Source organism: Rhodococcus sp. DMF-1 (assembly GCF_021441945.1).
Taxonomy (GTDB): Bacteria; Actinomycetota; Actinomycetes; order Mycobacteriales; family Mycobacteriaceae; genus Rhodococcus; species Rhodococcus ruber.
Genome location: NZ_CP090442.1, coordinates 4,655,254 through 4,673,695 on the forward strand (window position 1 = coordinate 4,655,254; position 18,442 = coordinate 4,673,695).

Genomic DNA, 18,442 nt, shown 5'->3' on the forward strand with positions numbered 1-18,442 from the left:
TAGGCATACTCAACTATAGCTAAGGAGCTACAGCTTCTTCCTTCGCCACGGACTTGGCGTAGTCGTTTAGCACCGGAGTCACCTGGTCGTTCTTGCGAAGAAACTTGGCAAGGGAGTTGTCCAGCCAGCCTGCGAGCCTGAAGATGTTCTCGAGCTGGTAACTGTGCTTGAACATGTAGATCGGCTCGTGGTGGGCAATGCGGTTGCGAAGCCGCTCGAACTCGCGAAGTGCATCACGGATCGGACCCGGTTTGTTCTGTATCTCGGGACCCTCATAGCCGGGGAATGCCTCGTGGAGTGCTGGCCGCCAAAGATTGCGGTGGTAGTTGTAACAAGGGTCGAGCTTGGGCGCGCCTTCACCGCACAAGGCGACCCACAGGCCCAGGCTCGTCCCCCCGATGACATCGTCACCGGTAGGTTCTATCTGCCGCTGACCGGAGTCGTGATTGTGCTTCCGATCGAAGCTGAGCAGAGATTTTCTGAGCTTGTCGAGCTCTCGGTCAAGCAGGTGGATCCGTGGTCGATCCGACAGCGCATCAACGTACCAGCCCGTTTCGGGAGTGCAGCCGATCTTCTTGCAGAGCTGCACGTTCAAGGCATTGCGGATCGCCACTTCCACCATTGCGATAGCAGGCCAGTAAGCAGCAGACAGATGTGCGTTCCAGATGTATAGACGGGACGCTTTCGCATGGTCGCCTCGTGCGGCAGCGCGATACTTGGCATATCGGGCGGTGGAGATAAGCGACTCAAGCGGCAGCTCCTCCGGCTCCACACACCCTCCCCAAAAAGCGTTTTGCCCCAGGGGGCGGCCTACCTTGCGGTAGCGGAAGTCCCTGGGGCTTACGTCCTAGAGGCTAACGGATAAAGCCGTGCGACTGCAAACCTGATGGTCAAACACTTTCTTCGTTCGCCTGTGACACCAGGACACTCCGCTGTCCCGAGCGGCTGCCACAGTCGTGTCCCACGACCATGACGATCTCGCGATCTCGGCAAGGAAAGACTGTCCGAAACGCCCGACTTCGGCGCGAAGCTTGCTGGCGGACAATCACCGTGGTCTGTCGATCTCGTCGAGGTCGAGGTCGAGGAGCAACAGGACATCGGGCAGTCTCCCAGTCACGGCATCCTCAGGGCCGATGAGGAGGTTGGGGTTTCCCTCGGCGAAGTCGCCCGTTTCGAGGAAGTACCTGCGAGCTGCCCGCGTCTTATGAGCGTAGCTAGGCAGCCGTGTTATGAGTGGCGTTGACGTGAGTGTCTGGTGCGCCCACTTCAGAGCCCCGGAGTCGTCGACACGGGATATCTCGCCGCGTCCCACTCGGTCGAGAAGGATCGCTGCCATTCACACCGTCACTGAAATCTCCCCTCGGTGGCTCCTCCGTGGTGAAGTAGTCGAGGCGGGGGCACCCCCCTAGGGGTGCTCCCACGGTGCCAGCACCCACCCGCCAGGGGCGGGTACACCGACAGGAGAGCATGCGATGAGCTTCGACGAGCAGCTGCACCGCGCCGCATTCGACCTGGCCCGCGCCGGCCACAGCTGGCGCGAGGTCGGGGCCGAACTCGGCTGCGACGAAACCGTCGCCCGAGCCATGGCCCGCCGCTACGAAGCCGACACCGAGGCCCGGGCCCGCGCCGACCAGTTCTCCCTGTTCGAGCTGTAGCTGCGGGGCGGGGAGCGGGCCGCGCAGCGCGGTAGGCCGCGCCGGAAAGACCCGTAGCGCACCGCTCCGTCACGGATCGACCGTATTCGTCCGCCACCCGAAAGGTAGGACCGCACGGTGACTACTGCCCGATCGAGGACACGCCGCCGGCTACCGGGCGGCACTGGGCCGCGAACACGCCGGTGATGTCACCACCGAGGACGCCGACCAAGGCGCCGTGTGGTTCGCGATGCCCCCGGATGAACAGCTCGACGACGACGCGGCCACCGAGTACGAGCGCGGCTGGATTCTCGGCTGGTCCGAATACCTCAGCCACCGCTAATTCGCACTGCCGAACGGCTCCACCGACGTGCCGGCCACTACGATCGCCGCAGCCCACGTCGCTCGGACTGTGGGCATGATGAGACGCCACAGGAAACGCAAACGGGGGGAACGGTGTTCACCGCACTACGCGGCCGATTCCGCAAGAAATCGACAACGACGAGCACGCCGACCGGCGAATCGCGTCGGGCTGACGAGGCAGTTCACGCGCGGGCTCAGGTGGAGGCGTTGAACCACGACGCCGGCAGAGCTTGCAGCGCCACCCACGACACCGGCTCGTCGCATTCTCCATGGGTGCCCGGGCGACCACGCTCTCTACGACGAGCAGACCGCCCGGCATGCCTCCGCCGCCGCGCGTCAGGACCACGCTGCGTGACAAATTACCCCGTGGGATGTCTCGACAATCCTGGAGGCGAGTGCGGGACGAGCCTGCGCTGCAGAGGTGACCACGAGCGGTATCGTCGAGCGCTTGTCGCTCGACCGCCGTTGCGCAGCGACGCGAGCGCGCAGCTGTTGACAGGCTCCCCATCGGCGGCGCTGGCTGTGTGGACTCGGTCGACTGACCCGCAGACGACGAGATGCTCCGTCGGACCGCACATGCGGACCGACACTGCACCCCGTGTCTACCAGGGTGGGGCGGTCTCTCCGCAGCGGAATGTTCTTCGGTGTGTGTGCCGTACAGCCTCGGCGTCCACTGCCGCCGAGCGGGTCGGGCTTGTGCTGTTTCAGGCTGGCGCCGCTGTGGAATAAATTTCAGCGGGCTTCGACGGTGGCCATCATGCCGGCGTCCTCGTGGTCGAGGATGTGGCAGTGGTACACGCTGCGCCCCGGGAATCGGGTGAAGTCGATCAGCACCTGCACCCGGCCCCCCGCGGGGACGTTGACCACGTCCCGCCACCTCGGCTGCTCGACGGGTCCACCGTGCTCCTCGACGATCTGCATGGGCCAGATATGAAGGTGGAACGGGTGGTCCATCGGGGTGGGGTTACGGATCGTCCACTGCTCGATCGTCCCGGCGGCGGGACTCTGGTCGGTGCGCCGGGCGTCGAAGGCGCGGTTGTCGAACCCGAAGTTCATCCCCGCCCCGCCGGGCCCGGAGCCCATCATGGCGCCCATGCCCATGCCCATGCCCATGCCCATGGTGAAGGTGATCTCCCGGGAGGCGGCGATGGGGCGTCCGCGCAGGTCCGGATCGACTGCCCGCTGCGGTACCGGACCGGCGTCGGCGGCCGGGGGCCCGTCGGCGACGACGGTGGCCAGCATCGCCGGCCCGGACAATTCGGTGCCGCCGCCCATCATGCCCATCATCGCCCCGCCCCGGTCGTAGCCGAGGGTGCGCAGCCGCCCGGTCCCGGCCTCGATGTCCACCACCAGGTCGGCCCGGTTGCCCGGGGCGAGGAGGACCTCCCCGACCTCGGGGGTGCCGGGTTCGTGGCCGCCGTCGACGCCGAGCAGATGCAGCCGGTGACCGTCGACGGTCAGGCGCAGGTAGCGGGAGGTGCAGGCGTTGACCAGCCGCCACCGCTCACGGTCCCCGGGGCGGGCGGTCAGCCGCGGTTCGGGCCGGCCGTTGACCAGCAGCAGCTCTCCTTCCCGCCCGGTCATCACCTGCTGGGGGTACACCCGGGCGAGGGAGCCGTCCGGGGCGAGGGAGACGTCGGAGATCACCAGCACCCGCTCCCGCGCAACCGGGATCGCGTCGTCGCCGTCGACCAGGATCGTGCCGTACAGACCGCCGAAGAGCTGATCGGCGACCGAGCCGTGCCGATGCGGGTGGTACCAGAACACGCCGGGGGGATGGTCGGGCGGCACGTCGAGACGGTAGTCGAAGCTCCGGCCGGGCTCGATGCTGACGAACGGATTGTCGCCGGTGCCCTGGGGGGACACGCGCAGGCCGTGGAAGTGCAGGTTGGTGGCCGCATCGAGGGTGTTGACCACCCGCACCTCGAGGCGGTCCCCGGGACGGACCCGCCAGGTCGGGCCCGGCACCGTGCCGTTGTAGGTCAGCATCGTCGCTGTTCCGGCCTGATCGAGGCGGGTGCGGGCCACCGTCAGTTCCACCCGCAGCACTCCGGCCTCGCTGCGCAGCACCGCCGGCTCGACCACCGGCAACCCCGACTCGGCGATCGTGCTGCGGGGGGAGGACGCGAACGGCAGTCCGGTGCGCGAGAGCCCGAGCCCACCGGCGGCGATCCCGGCTATCCCCAGTGCCCCGAGCTGCAGCGCGCGGCGACGCTCGATCGGGCGTCCGGTCACCGGTCCTCCAGCTGCCGCACCCGCTGCTGATACTCGTCGGCGTCGATCTCCCCGCGGGCGAACCGCTCGTCGAGGATCTGCCGTGCCGACGGCCGGCCGGCCGCGCCGGGACTCTGCTCGCCGCGGCCGGCGGTGCGCAGCCGGACCAGGGCGACGACCACCGCCGCGATCCCGGCGAGCAGCAGTATCAGGAACACCCATCCCCAGCCTGCACCACCCATGTAACACCCTTCGCCCCACGGGCCCCCGCCGTTCATCCCACCCACCGGACACCTCCTCCCATTACATACCCCTGCCGGTATCGCCCCGCCCGTCCATCGTAGCCCCGCTCGAATACACCGGCCTCCCGCACCACAGATCTTCACCGAACCTTCGTCCGGCCCGCTCCGTCGCCACCACGCACGTCGAATCAGGCACCGAATCCCACCCGGCACCCAGGCACGCCGTGCGGCACCGCGGCTCGAGCCGGAATGATGGTCTGCATGCCTACTGTTGACCGACGCCGCGTCGCCGCCGGTGCCGCCGGCGTGGTTGCGCTGCTCGTGGTTCTGACCGGCTGCGGGTCCTCCACGGGCGGGTCGTCACCGAGCGCCACCTCACCGGCTCCGGTGGGGCCGCGGATCGAGGTGAGTCCGTCCGACGGTGCCACCGGGGTCGAACCACTGGCGCCCGTGCTGGTCCAGACACCCGACGGCACCTTCGAGTCGGTGACCATGACCAACGAGGACGGGCGCACCATCGACGGCATCGTCACGCCCGACCGGCACACGTGGAAGCCCACCGGCCCGCTCGGATACGGGCGCAGCTATACCGTGACCGCCACCGCGATCGGCGCGGACGGCACCCGCAGCGACCGCACCACCGGGTTCACCACTCTCACACCCGACAATCAGACCGCCGTGGTGTTCCGGACCACCGGCGGCGGCGCGGTGTCCGACGGCGGGGTCTACGGCGTCGGACTCGTCGTCGTCGCGCACTTCGACGAGCCGATCCCGGACCGAGCCGCGGCGGAGAAGACACTCACGGTTCAGGCGAATCCGCCGGTGGACGGCGCCTGGTACTGGGCCGACGAGCAGAATGCGCACTGGCGGCCGCGCAGCTACTACCCGCCGGGCACCCAGGTCACCGTCCGCGCCGACATCTACGGCAAACCCCTCGGTGGCGGACTGTTCGGGCAAGAGGATGCGTCGGTGTCCTTCTCCCTCGGGGACGCGCACATCTCCGTCGCCGACGATGACACCATACAGGTCACGGTGACCGACAACGGGCAGATCGTGCGCACGATGCCGACCTCGATGGGCAGGGGCGGCACCGAGGTGGTCGACGGCCGGACCCTGTCGTTCTGGACCCAGCCGGGGATCTACACCGTGCTCGACCAGGCCAACCCGGTGGTGATGGACTCCTCGACCTACGGGCTGCCGGTCAATTCCCGCCTCGGCTACAAGGAGGTCATCAACTACGCCACCCGCATCAGCAACGACGGGATCTACCTGCACCAGCTCGACGCGACCGTGTGGGCCCAGGGCAACACGAACGTCTCGCACGGATGCTTGAACCTCAGCGGCGCCGACGCCCGCTGGTTCTACGAGTTCTCCCGCCCGGGGGACGTCGTGGAGGTCCGCAACACCGGCGGCGCCCCGCTGCAACTGTGGCAGAACGGTGACTGGAGCATCCCCTGGGAGCAATGGCAGGCGGGCAGCGCCCTGCGCTGAACCCGCTCGTGCCCGGAGCCACGGCCCCGGCACGGGGAGGACGATCCGGAGAAGCGGAGCCGACCCGTGGCGGGGCCACACCCCGGGACGTGGGCGCCGATTCGGTCGGAACGCGTCACATCGGCATGTTCATCATCGGCATCCCGTTCATCTGGTGCAGCCACATCATCAACTGGTGCAGCAGGGTGTGCGCCTGGTCCATCATGCCCATCATGTTCACAGCCGTGACCTTTCGTGGGCCCGAAGCAACTCTCGGGCGGAATCGCTTCCACTGTCCTCGCTCCTCGTTACCCGGGGAATCGCCCGACATGCGAAATCTGTGTTCTTCAACAGATCTTCATCGTTTTCATCGGATCTTGACTTTCGGTGGTCGGGTGGGCACGAGTGCGTCCCAGCCGGCCACCGTGGAAACCTCCCGGCTACGGGCAGGGGCTTGGCGTGGGGCGGCTGCCGGCAACCGAGGCAGTCCACAGTCCCGCCGACATCGGTGGGGCGCAGCAATGCCAGTGCCGTCTTCCCGGTGCCCGCCATGAACGCCGGGCGGCCTTTGGTTGTAGTCCTGCAAGGGCCAACCGCGTGGTTGTAGTCCTGCAAGGGCCGCGCGATCCGGGTGCCGTGGGTGCTCGGACGTGCTCTCGGGCCCGGTGCAGACCTCAGCGGGGTGTGGTCACCACGGTAGTTCGCGGCAGCGGCCTTCGCCGATGGGGGGTTCGACCTGCACGGTGGCGTGTTCGAGGTGGAATTGTGCGGCCAGCAGGGTTTGTGCGGCCGCGAGCACGGTGGTCGGGTCGGCGCCGGGTTCGGTGGTCAGGTGGACGGAGGCGACCTCCATGCCGGAGGTCAGGGTCCAGATGTGCAGGTCGTGGGCTTCTCGGACGCCGGGCAGTGCGACGAGCGCGGCGTTGATCTCGGGGACGTCGATGCGCCTCGGCGCCTGCTGGAGCAGGATGCCGATCGCATGGCGGCCGAGGTTGTAGGCGCGCGGTAGGACAAATAGTCCGATGGCGACGCCGATGAGCGGATCGGCGTACTTCCAGCCGGAGACCAGGGTCACCAGACCGCTGACGAGCACGCCGATCGAGCCCAGCATGTCGGCGAGGACCTCGAGGTAGGCGCCGCGGACGTTGATGCTCTCCTGCGCGCCCTTGCGGAGCAGCAGGAAGGCTATGACGTTCATGGCCAGACCGACCACGGCGACGATGGTCACGGGCAGGCCCGGGACTTCGGGGGGATCGGACAGGCGGTGGACGGCTTCGTAGAGGACCCAGCCGGCGACGCCGAACAGCAGCACGGCGTTGACCAGGGCGGCGAAGACTTCGGCGCGGTACAGGCCGAAGGTGCGGTCCGGTCGGGTGCGGGCGCGTTGGGCGACGGTGATGGCGGAAACTGCCATCAAGATTCCGAACACGTCGGTGAACACGTGCGCGGAGTCGGAGAGGAGGGCCAGTGAAGAGGTGGACAGACCGACGGCGACCTGGGTCACGAAGGTAGTCAGGCCGAGGGCGACAGCGATCCAGAGTCGGCGGACGTGCCGGCCGGAGGCGCTGGTGGCCTGGGCGGCGGGGACGCCGTGTCCGTGTCCGTGGCTCATCGACTTCCTTTCGTCGGCACGGACAGCAGCATATTGCCGCATGCGCATGTATGCAATTGTAGGGTGATGAAGAAGTGGGGCGCGGCAGGGAACTATCCTTCATAGTATTTCGGCGGCGGTACGCGCGCCTGCAGGTTCGACCGGCGGGAACGGGCGAACAACGGGACGAGGGTGAGGTTTTTCCGTGGCAGGCATCGGGAGCAATAGAGCGGTGTTCGGGGCGGTGCTCGGCTGGACGGTGGGTGCGGCCGTGGTGGCCGCATCGCTGGCGGCGCTGTCGAGCACCGAGGTGTTGCGCTTGCTGGGATTACCGGATCCGGGGGCGCTGACGAGGTACGCCCTGCCGGCGGCCGTCGCGGTGGGGGAGGTGTCCGCGGTGGTGATGATCGGCTCGTTGCTGCTCGCCGCCGTGCTGGTGCCGCCGCAGCGCTCGGGGGTGCTCGACGTCGACGGGTACCGGGCGGTGCGCACGGCCGGGGCGGCGGCAGCGGTGTGGGCCGGATGTGCCCTGGTATTGGTGCCGCTGTCGTTGTCGGACACCTCCGGCCAGCCCTTGGGAACCGTGTTCGCCGACCCGCTTCCGTTCTTGCGGGCGGTCGGCGAGATCGAGGTGGCCACCGCGTGGTTGTGGACGGCGGTCCTGGCAGCGGTGGTGGGTCTGGGATGCCGACTTGTTCTACGGCACCGGTGGACGGCGTTACTGCTGGTATCGGCGGTGGCGAGCCTGATGCCCCGGGCGGTGACGGGGCATTCGTCGGCGGGCGGATCGCACGACCTGGCCACCAACAGCTTGGTGCTGCACCTGGTGGCAGCCGGACTGTGGGGCGGCGGGTTGGCGGCGCTGGTGCTGCACACCGTCCGCGGCGGGGGGTATCTGGATGTGGCCACGCGCCGGTTCTCCGCTCTCGCGGCGGCGGCGTTCGGGGTGATGGCCGTCTCCGGAATGGTCAATGCCGCGATACGGGTGCCGCTCGGACAGCTCCTGGAGGGCGCCTACGGGTTCGTGGTGCTGGCCAAGGTGGTGGCCCTGGCCGTGGTGGGCGGGCTGGGGTGGCGACAGCGCACCGTGGCGGTGACCGCGCTCGCCGCCGACCCGGCGGATCGGCGGGCGTTCACCCGGTTGGCAGTGGTGGAGTCGGCGGTGCTGATGGCGGCGGTCGGTCTCGGGGTGGCGTTGGGACGCACCCCGCCGCCGGTGGAAGAGCGCCGGGAGCCGAGCCTGGTCGAGGAGGTGCTGGGGTACGGACTGGGCGGGGCGCCGACACCGGTTCGCATGCTGACCGAGTGGCGGTTCGATCTGTTGTTGGGTACCGCCGCGGTGGTGCTCGCGGTGCTCTACCTGCTCGGGGTGCGCCGGATACGGGCGGCGGGCGGGCAGTGGCCGATCCACCGCACCGCCGGGTGGCTGCTCGGATGCCTGGTGCTGCTGCTCGCCACGTCCTCGGGAGTGGGGCGCTACGCGCCGGCTGTGTTCAGCGTGCACCTCACGGCCACCGCTGCGATCGCCGTCGTGGTGCCGTTGTGCCTGGTGCTCGGCGCCCCGCTCACCCTGGCCGCCCACACGGTCCGCCCCGACCCGGACGGGGCCCCCGGGGTGCGTGAGTGGCTCCGCGCGACGTACTCGAGCGCGGTCGTCCGGGTGCTGACCCGTCCTGCGGTGGCCGTGTCGGTGTTCGTCGGCACCTTCTATCTGCTGTATCTCGCGGGGCTGTACGACGCGCTCGCCGGATCGCACGTTGCCCACGTGCTGACCAACGTGTGGCTGGTGGTGGTGGGATCGGTGTTCTTCTGGGTCACCGTGGGCCTGGATCCGCTGCCGCGCCCCCCGGCGCCGACCGCTCGAGTGGGTGCGGCGGTGGTGGCGCTGGCGGCGTATGCCTTCTTCCTGACGTCGGTGATCAATGCCGGGACCGTCGTCGCCGGCGAGTACTACACCTCGCTGCGGCGCGGCTTCCTCGACGACCTGGCCGCCGACCAGCGCCTCGGCGGCAACCTGGCCTGGGCGGTGGGGGAACTGCCGCTGCTGCTGGCCGCGGTGCTGGCGACGGTGCGCTGGGCCTCGGCCGACGAGCGCCGAGCCCGTCGGCGCGACGAGCTGGTCGGCCGCGAGGGTGACGAGGAACTGGCCGCCTACAACACGATGCTGCGCGGATTGGGCGGGCCTGCAGGTCAACGCGGTGGCGGCCCCGGCCGGCGTCCCTGACGCCGCGGCGCCCGCGGGCGCGGCCGGCGCGGGCGCGGCGCATTCGTGTTGTGGAAACTATGCTGAATAGTAGTAATGTGTCGGTGTCCGTCACCGTTCCGTTATCAACGAGCGAGCGTCTTCACAAGGATGCAATCTTGGCCCGACATCGCAAACCCCAGTCCGGCCTCGCCTTCCCGGCCGTCTCTCGCGGCCGGGGGTGGGGCCCGCTGCGCACCGGCCCCGCCGCGGCGGCGCCCGCGCCCCCGACCGAGTGTCTCGGCCTCGCGCCCCACGCTGAGCAGCCGACGGTCGGGGTGCCGCTCGCCGGGGCCCGGCGGCCGCCGGTCCGGGGAGCCCATCGTCGGCCAGGCGGGGCCGGCGGGCGGGTGATGGTGGTGTCGGTGGCGGCCGGGGCATTGTTAGCCGCGGCGGCGTCGAGTGCGCACGCCGCCCTCCCCGGTGAGCACACCCTCGACCGGCGGCAGGCCGATCCCGACGAGTCGGCGGGGGCGGCGGCCGCGCCGTCGCAGGCCCCGCAGGTGTTGCAGGTCTCTCAAGTGCCGACACTGGCGGATTTCGCCGACCGGCTCGAACGGGCTCGGCTGCGGGAGGAGCGGCGGGCGGCGCGCGAGGCCGAGGCGCGGCGCCCGAAGACGCGGATCCCCGTCATGGGCACGTTGACGTCGAATTTCGGGCCGCGGTGGGGTACGACGCACTACGGTCTCGACATCGCCAACGCGATCGGCACCCCCATCGTCTCGGTCACCGACGGCACGGTACTCGAGGCCGGTCCGGCCTCCGGGTTCGGTTTGTGGGTGCGTATCCTGCAGGATGACGGCACCATCGGGGTCTTCGGCCACATCGACCAGGCGCTGGTGTCGGCGGGGCAGCGGGTGCGCGCCGGGGAAGAGATCGCCACCGTCGGCAATCGAGGCCAGTCGACCGGGCCCCATCTGCACTACGAGGTGTGGGAGCCGGACGGGCGCAAAGCCGATCCCATGGCATGGTTGAACGCACGCGGTGTCCCGGTCGCACCGGATGCGCGTGCGTAGGTTCATCGATGGTCGGCGAGTATCTGCGAGGGGAGTCATGCACGGATTGGGGGGTCTGGAGGCCGAGGTGATGAACGAGCTGTGGTCGACCGACGAGCCGCAGTCGGTGCACGATCTGGTCGACCGGCTGCGTGATCGCAAAGAATTCGCCTACACCACCATCTTGACCGTGGTCACCCACCTGTACGAGAAGGGCTGGGTGCAGCGCGAGAAGCGCAGCCGCGCCTACTTCTACTCGCCCTCGCGCAGCCGGGAGGAAGCCACCTCTCAGGCCCTGCGGGCGCTGCTGGACAGCAGCGCCGATCCCAGCGCCGTGCTGCTGCACTTCGCCAAGACGGTGACCGACCGCGAGTACGACGCCCTGCGCCGGGGCCGGACCAGCCGGGCCCCCGAGCAATGACCTTGGCTCTGGTCCTGCTCCTCGGCGCCGCCCTGATCACGGTGGCGGCGCCGCCGATGCTGCGCCGCGTGGGCGCGACCTCCCTGCCGCCGGGGATGGTGCTGGCGGCATGGCTGGGCAGCCTGGCCGGCGCGCTGTTTTTCGGGGCCTCGGCGGCGATCATCTTGATCTGGCCCGATCATGCCCCGGCCGAGACCGCGGTCGAGGCCCTGGTGCGGTGTCTGGCCGCGGTCTCGCACGCCGTCCAACCGTGGATCACCGAAGCCCTCGCCGGGGCCGGGGCGGTGGTGTTGAGCGCCGTGGTGGCCCGGGTGGTGATCCTGGGTCGGCGGCACGCCCGGGCGCAGGCCCGGCTGCTCGACTACCACCGCGAGGTGGTCTGCATCGTCGCCCGCTCACGGGGGGACGATGTGATGTGGCTCGAGCACCCGATGCCGATGGCCTACAGCGTCGCCGGCCGGCCCGGTTTCGTGGTCGCCACCGACGGACTGTCGCAGTGCCTGAGCAGCGGTGAGCGCGATGCCGTGCTCGCCCACGAGCGGGCCCACCTGCGCGGCAGCCATCACCGCATCGTCGGCGCGTGCGACGTTCTCGCGGCCGTGTTCCCGGCCGTGCCGCTGTTCGCCGCGGCCCCGTCGGCGGTGAAGACCCTGGTCGAGCTCACTGCCGACCAGCACGCTGCGCGTGCTACCAGCGCCGCCACGGTGTGCGCGGCGCTGGTGGCCGTCTCGGCTTCCCCGCTGCCGCAACCGCCCGGGACGTTGGGGCTGAGCAACGAGACGTCGCTGCGTCTGGTCAAACTGCGCACCAGTTGGCGGATGCGGTGTCCGCGCATGTCGTACGCGGCGGCGGCGGTGGTGTCGATGGCCGTGCCCGCGGCGACCGCACTGGCCGGCCTCGCCACCGCCTCGGCCGGGCTGTGCCTGGCCTTGGCCGTGCTCTGAGGGGTGGGCGGCACCGCACCCACCCCCAAATACTATTCGCCATAGTATTTGGGTAGGCTGCCGAGTGTCTCATCGTTGTGCGCGCGCGCAGAAACCCGGATCGGACAGCCCATGACCGCTCTCGTCCCCCCACCCGTCCCCGTCGCCACCCGCCCGATGCCCCCGCGGCGGGGACGCAAGGGCGCCTTCGTCTACAAGGTGGTCACCACCACCGACCCGAAGGTGCTGGGGTTGCTGTACCTGGTGACCTCGTTCGCGTTCTTCGCGGTCGGTGGGGTGATGGCGCTGATCATGCGCAGCGAACTCGCGGTGCCGGGCTTGCAGTTCCTGTCGAACGAGCAGTACAACCAGCTGTTCACCATGCACGGCACGATCATGCTGCTGATGTACGCCACCCCGGTGGTGTTCGGCTTCGCCAACTACATCCTGCCGCTGCAGATCGGTGCTCCGGACGTGGCCTTCCCCCGGCTCAACGCCTTCAGCTACTGGCTGTACCTGTTCGGCTCGCTCATTGCGGTCAGCGGCTTTCTCACCCCCGGTGGGGCCGCGGACTTCGGCTGGACCGCCTACGCACCGCTGAACTCGGAGCTGCACTCGCCCGGCATGGGCGCGAACCTGTGGATCGTGGGCCTGGCCGTGTCCGGTCTGGGCACCATCCTGGGCGCGGTCAACTTCGTGACCACCATCGTGTGCCTGCGCGCACCGGGCATGACCATGTTCCGGATGTCGATCTTCACGTGGAACATTCTGATCACCTCGATCCTGGTGCTGCTGGCGTTCCCGTTGCTGACTGCGGCGCTGTTGGGGCTGCTCTACGACCGGCTGCTCGGCGGCTACATCTTCGACCCCGGCAGCGGTGGGGCGATGCTCTGGCAGCACATGTTCTGGTTCTTCGGCCACCCCGAGGTGTACATCATTGCGCTGCCGTTCTTCGGCATCGTCTCGGAGATCTTCCCGGTGTTCGCCCGCAAGCCGATCTTCGGCTACACCGGCCTGGTCTACGCCACGCTCGGAATTGCCGCCCTGTCGATCGCGGTGTGGGCGCACCACATGTATGCCACCGGCGCGGTGCTGCTGCCGTTCTTCTCGTTCATGACGTTCCTGATCGCGGTGCCCACCGGGGTGAAGATCTTCAACTGGATCGGCACCCTGTGGAAGGGGCAGTTGACGTTCGAATCGCCGATGCTGTTCTCCGTCGGCTTTCTGGTCACCTTCCTCTTCGGTGGGCTGTCCGGTGTCATCCTGGCCTCCCCGCCGCTGGACTTCCAGCTCACCGACTCGTACTTCGTGGTCGCCCACTTTCACTACGTGGTCTTCGGGACCGTGGTCTTCGCCACCTACGCCGGCATCTACTTCTGGTTCCCGAAGATGACCGGGCGCATGCTCGACGAGCGCCTGGGCAAGTGGCACTTCTGGCTGACCTTCATCGGCTTCCACGCCACGTTCCTGGTCCAGCACTGGCTCGGCAACGAGGGCATGCCGCGCCGCTACGCCGACTATCTGCCCGACGACGGGTTCACCACCTTGAACGTCGTCTCGACGATCGGGTCGTTCGTGCTCGGTGCCTCGGTGCTGCCGTTCGTGTGGAACATCTTCAAGAGCTACCGGTACGGGCAGGTGGTGACCGTGGACGATCCGTGGGGCTACGGCAACTCCCTCGAGTGGGCCACCACGTGCCCGCCACCGCGGCACAATTTCACCGAGCTGCCGCAGATCCGCTCCGAGCGCCCGGCGTTCGAACTGCACTACCCGCACATGGTGACGCGACTGCGCACCGAAGCCCATGTCGGACCGGGACACCGGCACGCCGAGGAGCTGCCCGCCGCCTCGCGGACCGGGTCCGCGCCCGAGGCGCCCACCGATCCGTCCACCCGGTGATCGTCACCGCCGTCGAAGGAGGACGAGGATGCACCCCCACACCCCGGCGGTCGCCGTGCCGGCCACACCCCACGCCACCGCGCTGCTGACCGAGTGGCTGATCCGCGAGCTGACCCCGCTCGTGCTCACCCATGCCGGGCTGCCCGATCCGCAGCGGCTGTACCGGCTGCCGCCGATCACCGGCGCGCACATCACCCGTCCGGGCAAGCTGCGCCGCCATGTGCGTGCGCTCGAGCAGGTCCTCGCGCAGATCGAGGTGCATCTGCGGACGGGTCTGCGCCGTCGGCCGCCGACGCCGTTGACGACCGACTCCGCGCCCGCCGTGCCGGGGGAGGTGCTCGAGGTGACCGGGCTGCTGGCCGGGGCCGTGGCCGAACTCGGCAGCCCGGCCGCGGCCCTGGCCAACCGCACGGTGCTCACCGCGGCCGGGGTGATCGCGGCCGGGGCGGGCACGGCCGAGGCGTTCGACAGCTGGTCGACGACGGCGTGGTCGTACTGCACCGTCGTCTCGCAGGTGTGGCAGGACGAACCGCGGGCCCGGATGTTCGTCGACCCGCGATGACGCCCCTGCCCGGTATCGCCTCGCCTACCGGGGGCGGGAATACCGGGCGGCCCCGGCGTTGTCGGATCCCGAACCGGATGAAGGAGGCGCGATGACCGAGCCGTCGCACGAGCCGACCGCAGGTCCCGACCCGGTCGAGCGCCGTCAGGAGCTGGCGGCCGCCGAACGGCAGGCGGCCGCGGAGATCGAGCCGGGAATGCGGGCGGTGGTGGTCGCCGCAGCCGTGGTGGTGCTGACCCTCTCGTTCGCCCTGCCGCACAGCGGCGACGCCAACGGCTGGCAGATGCTGGCCGGATCCGAGCAGGCGGTGGCCGAGACGATCACCCTGCCCTCGCGGATCTTCCTGACCCTGGCCGCGGTGTTCGGGATCGTGGTGTCGATGCTCGCTCTGGTGACCCGACGGTGGGTGCTGGCCTGGGTTGCGTCCGCGGGCTGCGCCCTGGCGGTGGTGTTCGCAGTGCTGGCGGTGTGGTCACGGCAGACCCTCGAGCCGGCCGCCGGGGGATCCGGCCCGGGCGCCGGACTGTTCCTGGGCTGGGCGGCGGTCCTGGTGCTCGCCTTCCACTGGCTCAAGGTGGTCTGGGCCCGTTCGTCCCGGATGCTCGAGGCCGAGGCCGCCCGCCGCGACGCCGAAACCCACCTGCCCGAGCAGTTCCACTACCGGCTCGACCCGCCTCGCCGCGCCGCGCAGGATCCGCCCGCCGACCCCTAGGGGCATTCGGGCGGTTCGCGCGCGCCAACGAGGGGTGCGGGCACGAGCTGGCCTCGGCGAACGCCGGGGTCAGAGCAGGGTCCGCCAGTAGGGCCAGAACGCCTCGGTGATCAAAGCGAGCACGGTGAGCACCCACATGGTGGGGGGCACCGCGTGGTGACGGCGCAGCAGCGGCCGCCACCGTCCCGGCCGAGCCGGATCTGCCGTTTCCCGCTGTAGCAGGCAGTACCACCAGGCGAGCACGGTCACCAGCCACACCAGCGTGCAGTAGGGGCACAGCGCCCCGATCCGGTACAGGCTCTGGAAGATCAGCCAATGCACGAACACCACCGCGGCGGTCAGTCCGATGAACACTGCGTCCCAGTACCACCCCGTCGGCACGGCCCCGGCCAACAGGACCACGCCGGTGGTCGCCAGCACCGAAAATCCGGCGATCCCGAGCAGGGGATTGGGGAAACCGAACAGCTCCGCCTGCCAGGACGTCATGATCGACCCGCAGCTGATGACCGGATTGATGCTGCACGAGGGCCGGTAGGACGGGTCGGCGAGCAGGGCAATCTTTTCCACCGTCAGAATCAACGCCGCCGCCAACCCGAGTCCACCGCAGACGGTCAGGAGCCAGGCCAGGTGCTCTCGCTCTGCGGCCGAGCCGTCCGGCGCCGGGTCGGCGATGTCGACCCCTTGCGACGACGGGCTCTGCGATGACGTCGGGCTCACTGGGCGAGCGCTGCGTCGATACGGGCGCGCAACTCCTCGTAGCTGGGCATTACCGGCAGCTCGACGCCGTTGAGGAACAGCGTCGGGGTGCCCTGAACACCCAGGGCCAGACCGGCGTCGAAATCTCGGTCGATGCGGGCGGCCACGGCCGGATCGGTGACATCGCGGTCGAATCGGGCCATGTCCAGTCCCAGCTCCTGGGCGAACTGCCGGAACACCGCTTCCTGCGGCTGGTCCGATTCGCCCCACTGCGCCTGGGTGTCGTACATGCGCCGGTACATCGGTTCGAGGTGGCCTTGGCGGGCGGCGGCCTCGACCACGCGGGCGGCGAGATGGCTGTTGGTGTGGCTGGGAATGGGGAAGTAGCGGATGCCGAGGTCGATCCGTCCGGCGTACTCGGCGCGGATGCGTTCGATCACCGGGTACAGCACCCGGCAGGACTCACATTCGAAGTCGAGGAATTCGACCAGTTGGACCTTGCCGTCGGCGGCGGTGGTCAAGGTGCGGATCTCCTCGGTCCATACCGGCGTGACGGCAGGTCCGGCGCCGCCACGTTCGGCGGCGGGGGTGCGGTTGGTATAGAGCAGCACCGTCAGCAGCACCACGAACAGCGCCACCAGGGCGGCGCTGACCTTCACGTTGGTCGTCAGTTTCATGTCTTCGTCCGTCCCCGAGTCATCCTGGGCGGCCGGCACCGGCACCGACCAACCGTAAAACTACGTCACATAGTAGATGCGGTAGGGTAGGCGCCGGGCAGCGCCCGCAGGTGCGCCCGCCGACAACCCACACACCCCGCGCGGCTTGCAGCCAGCTGGGCGCGGGGCGGAGGAGGAGTGCGCTTATGAGAAATCTTGTCGCCGTCGTGGCCGTCGCCGTGTCGATGCTGCTGCTCGGCGCCGGCCCGGTTCAAGCCCACAGTGCCCTGATCGGCTCGACCCCGGCCGCCGACGCGGTCCTCGAGGCCTCCCCGGACCGGATCGAGCTGCAGTTCAACCAGCCGATCAACGCCTCGTTCGCCACGGTGACCGTCACCGACGAGGACGGGACGCAGCGCGGCGGTTCCCGGGTCGACGTCACCGGGGACGGGGTGCAGGTGGCGGTCCTGGAACCGCTGACCCCCGGTGGCTACACCGTCGGCTACCGGGTCGTCTCGGCCGACGGTCATCCCATCACCGGCTCGTACACGTTCACCGTCACAGCAGCAGCGGCGGCCGCCGCGGTCCCGTCGGCGGCGACCTCGCCGGCGCCGTCCGCGACCGCAGCCGGTGAAGCGTCGTCGGCTGCGGTCGACGACGTGCGGCCCGGCCCCTCGAGCCTGTGGCTCCTGCTCGGCGGTGTGGTCGCGGTGCTGGCCATCGCGGGTCTGACCTGGGCGGCGCTGCGTGCCTTCCGCAAGGGTTGAACAGGCGGCGCACCACGCACCGGGCGGTCGATGATGGGCGACTGGATGCGACTGCCGACGGCTCCACCGTCGCTGGGAACGCTGTTGGCGTGGGATCCGCCCCCGCTGCCGGTGCTGCCGCTCACTGCGGCGGTGCTGGCCGCCTGGTACTGCTGGGCGCGTTGGCGGCTGCACCGGTGTGGGCGCAGGTGGCCGACGGTGCGCACGGTTGCATTCCTGACAGGGTGCGCGCTACTGGGCATCACCACTGGTCTGGGGATGGAGAGGTACGGGTTCGCGCTCTTCAGTGTGTGGATGTTCCAGCATCTGACCCTGTCGATGGCGGTGCCGCCGCTGTTGGTGCTCGGCGCCCCGGGTCTGATGCTGCTGCGCAGCACCCCCCACCACGGGCCCGCAAGGGTGATCCCGGCCGCAGCGTTGGCGGTGCTGCGTAGCCGTGGGGCCCGCTGGTTGCTCAGCCCGGGGGTGACGATTCCGCTGTTTCTGGTGAGTTACTACGGGATCTATCTGTCCCCGCTGTTCGACGCCGTCGCGGGCACCTGGCTCGGCCACACCGGCCTCGAGGTGTTCTTCCTGGGTACCGGGCTGCTGTTCATCGTGCCGATCCTCTCGGTCGGTCCGCTGCCGGGCCGACCCGGCTACCTGGGGCGGTTCTTCGACCTGTTCGTCGAGATGCCGCTGCACGTGTTCTTCGGAGTGATCTTGATGATGGCCTCGGTACCGCTGGTGGCCACCTTCGCCGCCCCGCCGCCGGACTGGGGGATCGATCCGCTCGACGATCAGCAGTGGGCCGGAGCGCTGGCCTGGTCCTACGGCGAACCAATCGCGCTGGCGGTGGTGGTGCTCTTCGCGATGCGCTGGTACCGCCACGAGCGGCGTACCGCGGCGGTGCGCGAGCGCCACGGCGCGGTGCAGGCGGAGCAGGACCTGGCCGCCTACAACACTTATCTGCGTTCCCTGCCACGCTGAGCCGGCGGGACGACCCCGGCCGGACCTCGGCCCCGCTTGAAGTTTCGGCCGCCCTGAATTTTAATTCAGGGAAGTCGATCGGGGAG

General features: G+C 69.4%; 18 protein-coding genes. 11 read left to right on the top strand and 7 right to left on the bottom strand.

The features are described 5' to 3' along the window. Positions 1-19: 19 nt before the first annotated feature. Together LZP97_RS21300 and LZP97_RS21305 are read right to left on the bottom strand one after the other, a co-directional pair. The gene (locus tag LZP97_RS21300; RefSeq protein ID WP_006939069.1) at positions 20-772 is read right to left on the bottom strand and encodes an Abi family protein; all 753 of its coding nucleotides are present in this window, start codon (positions 770-772) and stop codon (positions 20-22) included. Positions 773-1,045: 273 nt separating this feature from the next. Beyond that, on the bottom strand, positions 1,046-1,336 hold the full coding sequence (locus LZP97_RS21305; RefSeq protein ID WP_040273253.1) for a hypothetical protein: 291 nt from the start codon (positions 1,334-1,336) through the stop codon (positions 1,046-1,048). 136 nt (positions 1,337-1,472) lie between these two features. Here LZP97_RS21305 and LZP97_RS21310 point away from each other — a divergent pair, with 136 nt between their 5' ends. After that, positions 1,473-1,655 carry a hypothetical protein gene (locus LZP97_RS21310; protein ID WP_006939070.1) on the top strand — a complete coding sequence of 61 codons (183 nt, stop codon included), beginning with the start codon at positions 1,473-1,475 and terminating at the stop codon, positions 1,653-1,655. A 1,074-nt stretch (positions 1,656-2,729) separates the two neighbouring features. Here LZP97_RS21310 and LZP97_RS21315 read toward each other — a convergent pair. Both LZP97_RS21315 and LZP97_RS21320 read right to left on the bottom strand, forming a co-directional pair. Then, positions 2,730-4,232 (bottom strand): multicopper oxidase family protein, encoded by a 1,503-nt coding sequence (locus LZP97_RS21315; protein ID WP_234574913.1) that lies wholly within the window; start codon positions 4,230-4,232, stop codon positions 2,730-2,732. Continuing rightward, positions 4,229-4,453, bottom strand: coding sequence for an SHOCT domain-containing protein (locus tag LZP97_RS21320; RefSeq protein ID WP_200903480.1), 225 nt, complete (start codon positions 4,451-4,453; stop codon positions 4,229-4,231). The genes LZP97_RS21315 and LZP97_RS21320 overlap by 4 nt, the downstream gene beginning before the upstream one ends. Before the next feature lie 261 nt (positions 4,454-4,714). Here LZP97_RS21320 and LZP97_RS21325 point away from each other — a divergent pair, with 261 nt between their 5' ends. Further along, positions 4,715-5,944, top strand: coding sequence for a L,D-transpeptidase (locus tag LZP97_RS21325; RefSeq protein WP_044475839.1), 1,230 nt, complete (start codon positions 4,715-4,717; stop codon positions 5,942-5,944). Positions 5,945-6,611: 667 nt separating this feature from the next. Here LZP97_RS21325 and LZP97_RS21330 read toward each other — a convergent pair. Beyond that, complete coding sequence (locus LZP97_RS21330; protein ID WP_006934845.1) at positions 6,612-7,535, bottom strand: cation diffusion facilitator family transporter; 924 nt, start codon at positions 7,533-7,535, stop codon at positions 6,612-6,614. Between the two features lie 211 nt (positions 7,536-7,746). Between LZP97_RS21330 and LZP97_RS21335 the strand changes: the two genes are divergently transcribed. The 7 genes from LZP97_RS21335 (at position 7,747) to LZP97_RS21365 (ending at position 15,268) form a co-directional block, all read left to right on the top strand. Next, a complete protein-coding gene (locus tag LZP97_RS21335; protein WP_006934844.1) occupies positions 7,747-9,738 on the top strand; it encodes a cytochrome c oxidase assembly protein in 1,992 nt (663 codons plus the stop codon). Positions 9,739-9,875: 137 nt separating this feature from the next. Continuing rightward, positions 9,876-10,772 carry a M23 family metallopeptidase gene (locus tag LZP97_RS21340; protein ID WP_081636957.1) on the top strand — a complete coding sequence of 299 codons (897 nt, stop codon included), beginning with the start codon at positions 9,876-9,878 and terminating at the stop codon, positions 10,770-10,772. Positions 10,773-10,809: 37 nt separating this feature from the next. After that, positions 10,810-11,172 carry a BlaI/MecI/CopY family transcriptional regulator gene (locus LZP97_RS21345; protein ID WP_040273202.1) on the top strand — a complete coding sequence of 121 codons (363 nt, stop codon included), beginning with the start codon at positions 10,810-10,812 and terminating at the stop codon, positions 11,170-11,172. Continuing rightward, positions 11,169-12,116, top strand: coding sequence for a M56 family metallopeptidase (locus tag LZP97_RS21350; protein WP_006934841.1), 948 nt, complete (start codon positions 11,169-11,171; stop codon positions 12,114-12,116). Before LZP97_RS21345 ends, LZP97_RS21350 begins: the two co-directional genes overlap by 4 nt. A gap of 111 nt (positions 12,117-12,227) precedes the next feature. Further along, positions 12,228-13,994 carry an aa3-type cytochrome oxidase subunit I gene (gene ctaD, locus LZP97_RS21355; RefSeq protein ID WP_006934840.1) on the top strand — a complete coding sequence of 589 codons (1,767 nt, stop codon included), beginning with the start codon at positions 12,228-12,230 and terminating at the stop codon, positions 13,992-13,994. A 28-nt stretch (positions 13,995-14,022) separates the two neighbouring features. After that, positions 14,023-14,556, top strand: coding sequence for a hypothetical protein (locus tag LZP97_RS21360; protein ID WP_006934838.1), 534 nt, complete (start codon positions 14,023-14,025; stop codon positions 14,554-14,556). A 91-nt stretch (positions 14,557-14,647) separates the two neighbouring features. Next, positions 14,648-15,268 carry an Rv2732c family membrane protein gene (locus LZP97_RS21365; RefSeq protein ID WP_006934837.1) on the top strand — a complete coding sequence of 207 codons (621 nt, stop codon included), beginning with the start codon at positions 14,648-14,650 and terminating at the stop codon, positions 15,266-15,268. Between the two features lie 69 nt (positions 15,269-15,337). Here LZP97_RS21365 and LZP97_RS21370 read toward each other — a convergent pair whose 3' ends face one another. Both LZP97_RS21370 and LZP97_RS21375 read right to left on the bottom strand, forming a co-directional pair. Next, a complete protein-coding gene (locus tag LZP97_RS21370; protein ID WP_006934835.1) occupies positions 15,338-15,985 on the bottom strand; it encodes a vitamin K epoxide reductase family protein in 648 nt (215 codons plus the stop codon). Beyond that, positions 15,982-16,641, bottom strand: coding sequence for a DsbA family protein (locus LZP97_RS21375; protein WP_006934833.1), 660 nt, complete (start codon positions 16,639-16,641; stop codon positions 15,982-15,984). The genes LZP97_RS21370 and LZP97_RS21375 overlap by 4 nt, the downstream gene beginning before the upstream one ends. Before the next feature lie 185 nt (positions 16,642-16,826). Between LZP97_RS21375 and LZP97_RS21380 the strand changes: the two genes are divergently transcribed. Beyond that, a complete protein-coding gene (locus LZP97_RS21380) occupies positions 16,827-17,387 on the top strand; it encodes a copper resistance CopC family protein (RefSeq protein ID WP_006934832.1) in 561 nt (186 codons plus the stop codon). 45 nt (positions 17,388-17,432) lie between these two features. Beyond that, the gene (locus LZP97_RS21385) at positions 17,433-18,356 is read left to right on the top strand and encodes a cytochrome c oxidase assembly protein (protein ID WP_040273216.1); all 924 of its coding nucleotides are present in this window, start codon (positions 17,433-17,435) and stop codon (positions 18,354-18,356) included. The last annotated feature ends 86 nt before the right edge of the window (positions 18,357-18,442 follow it).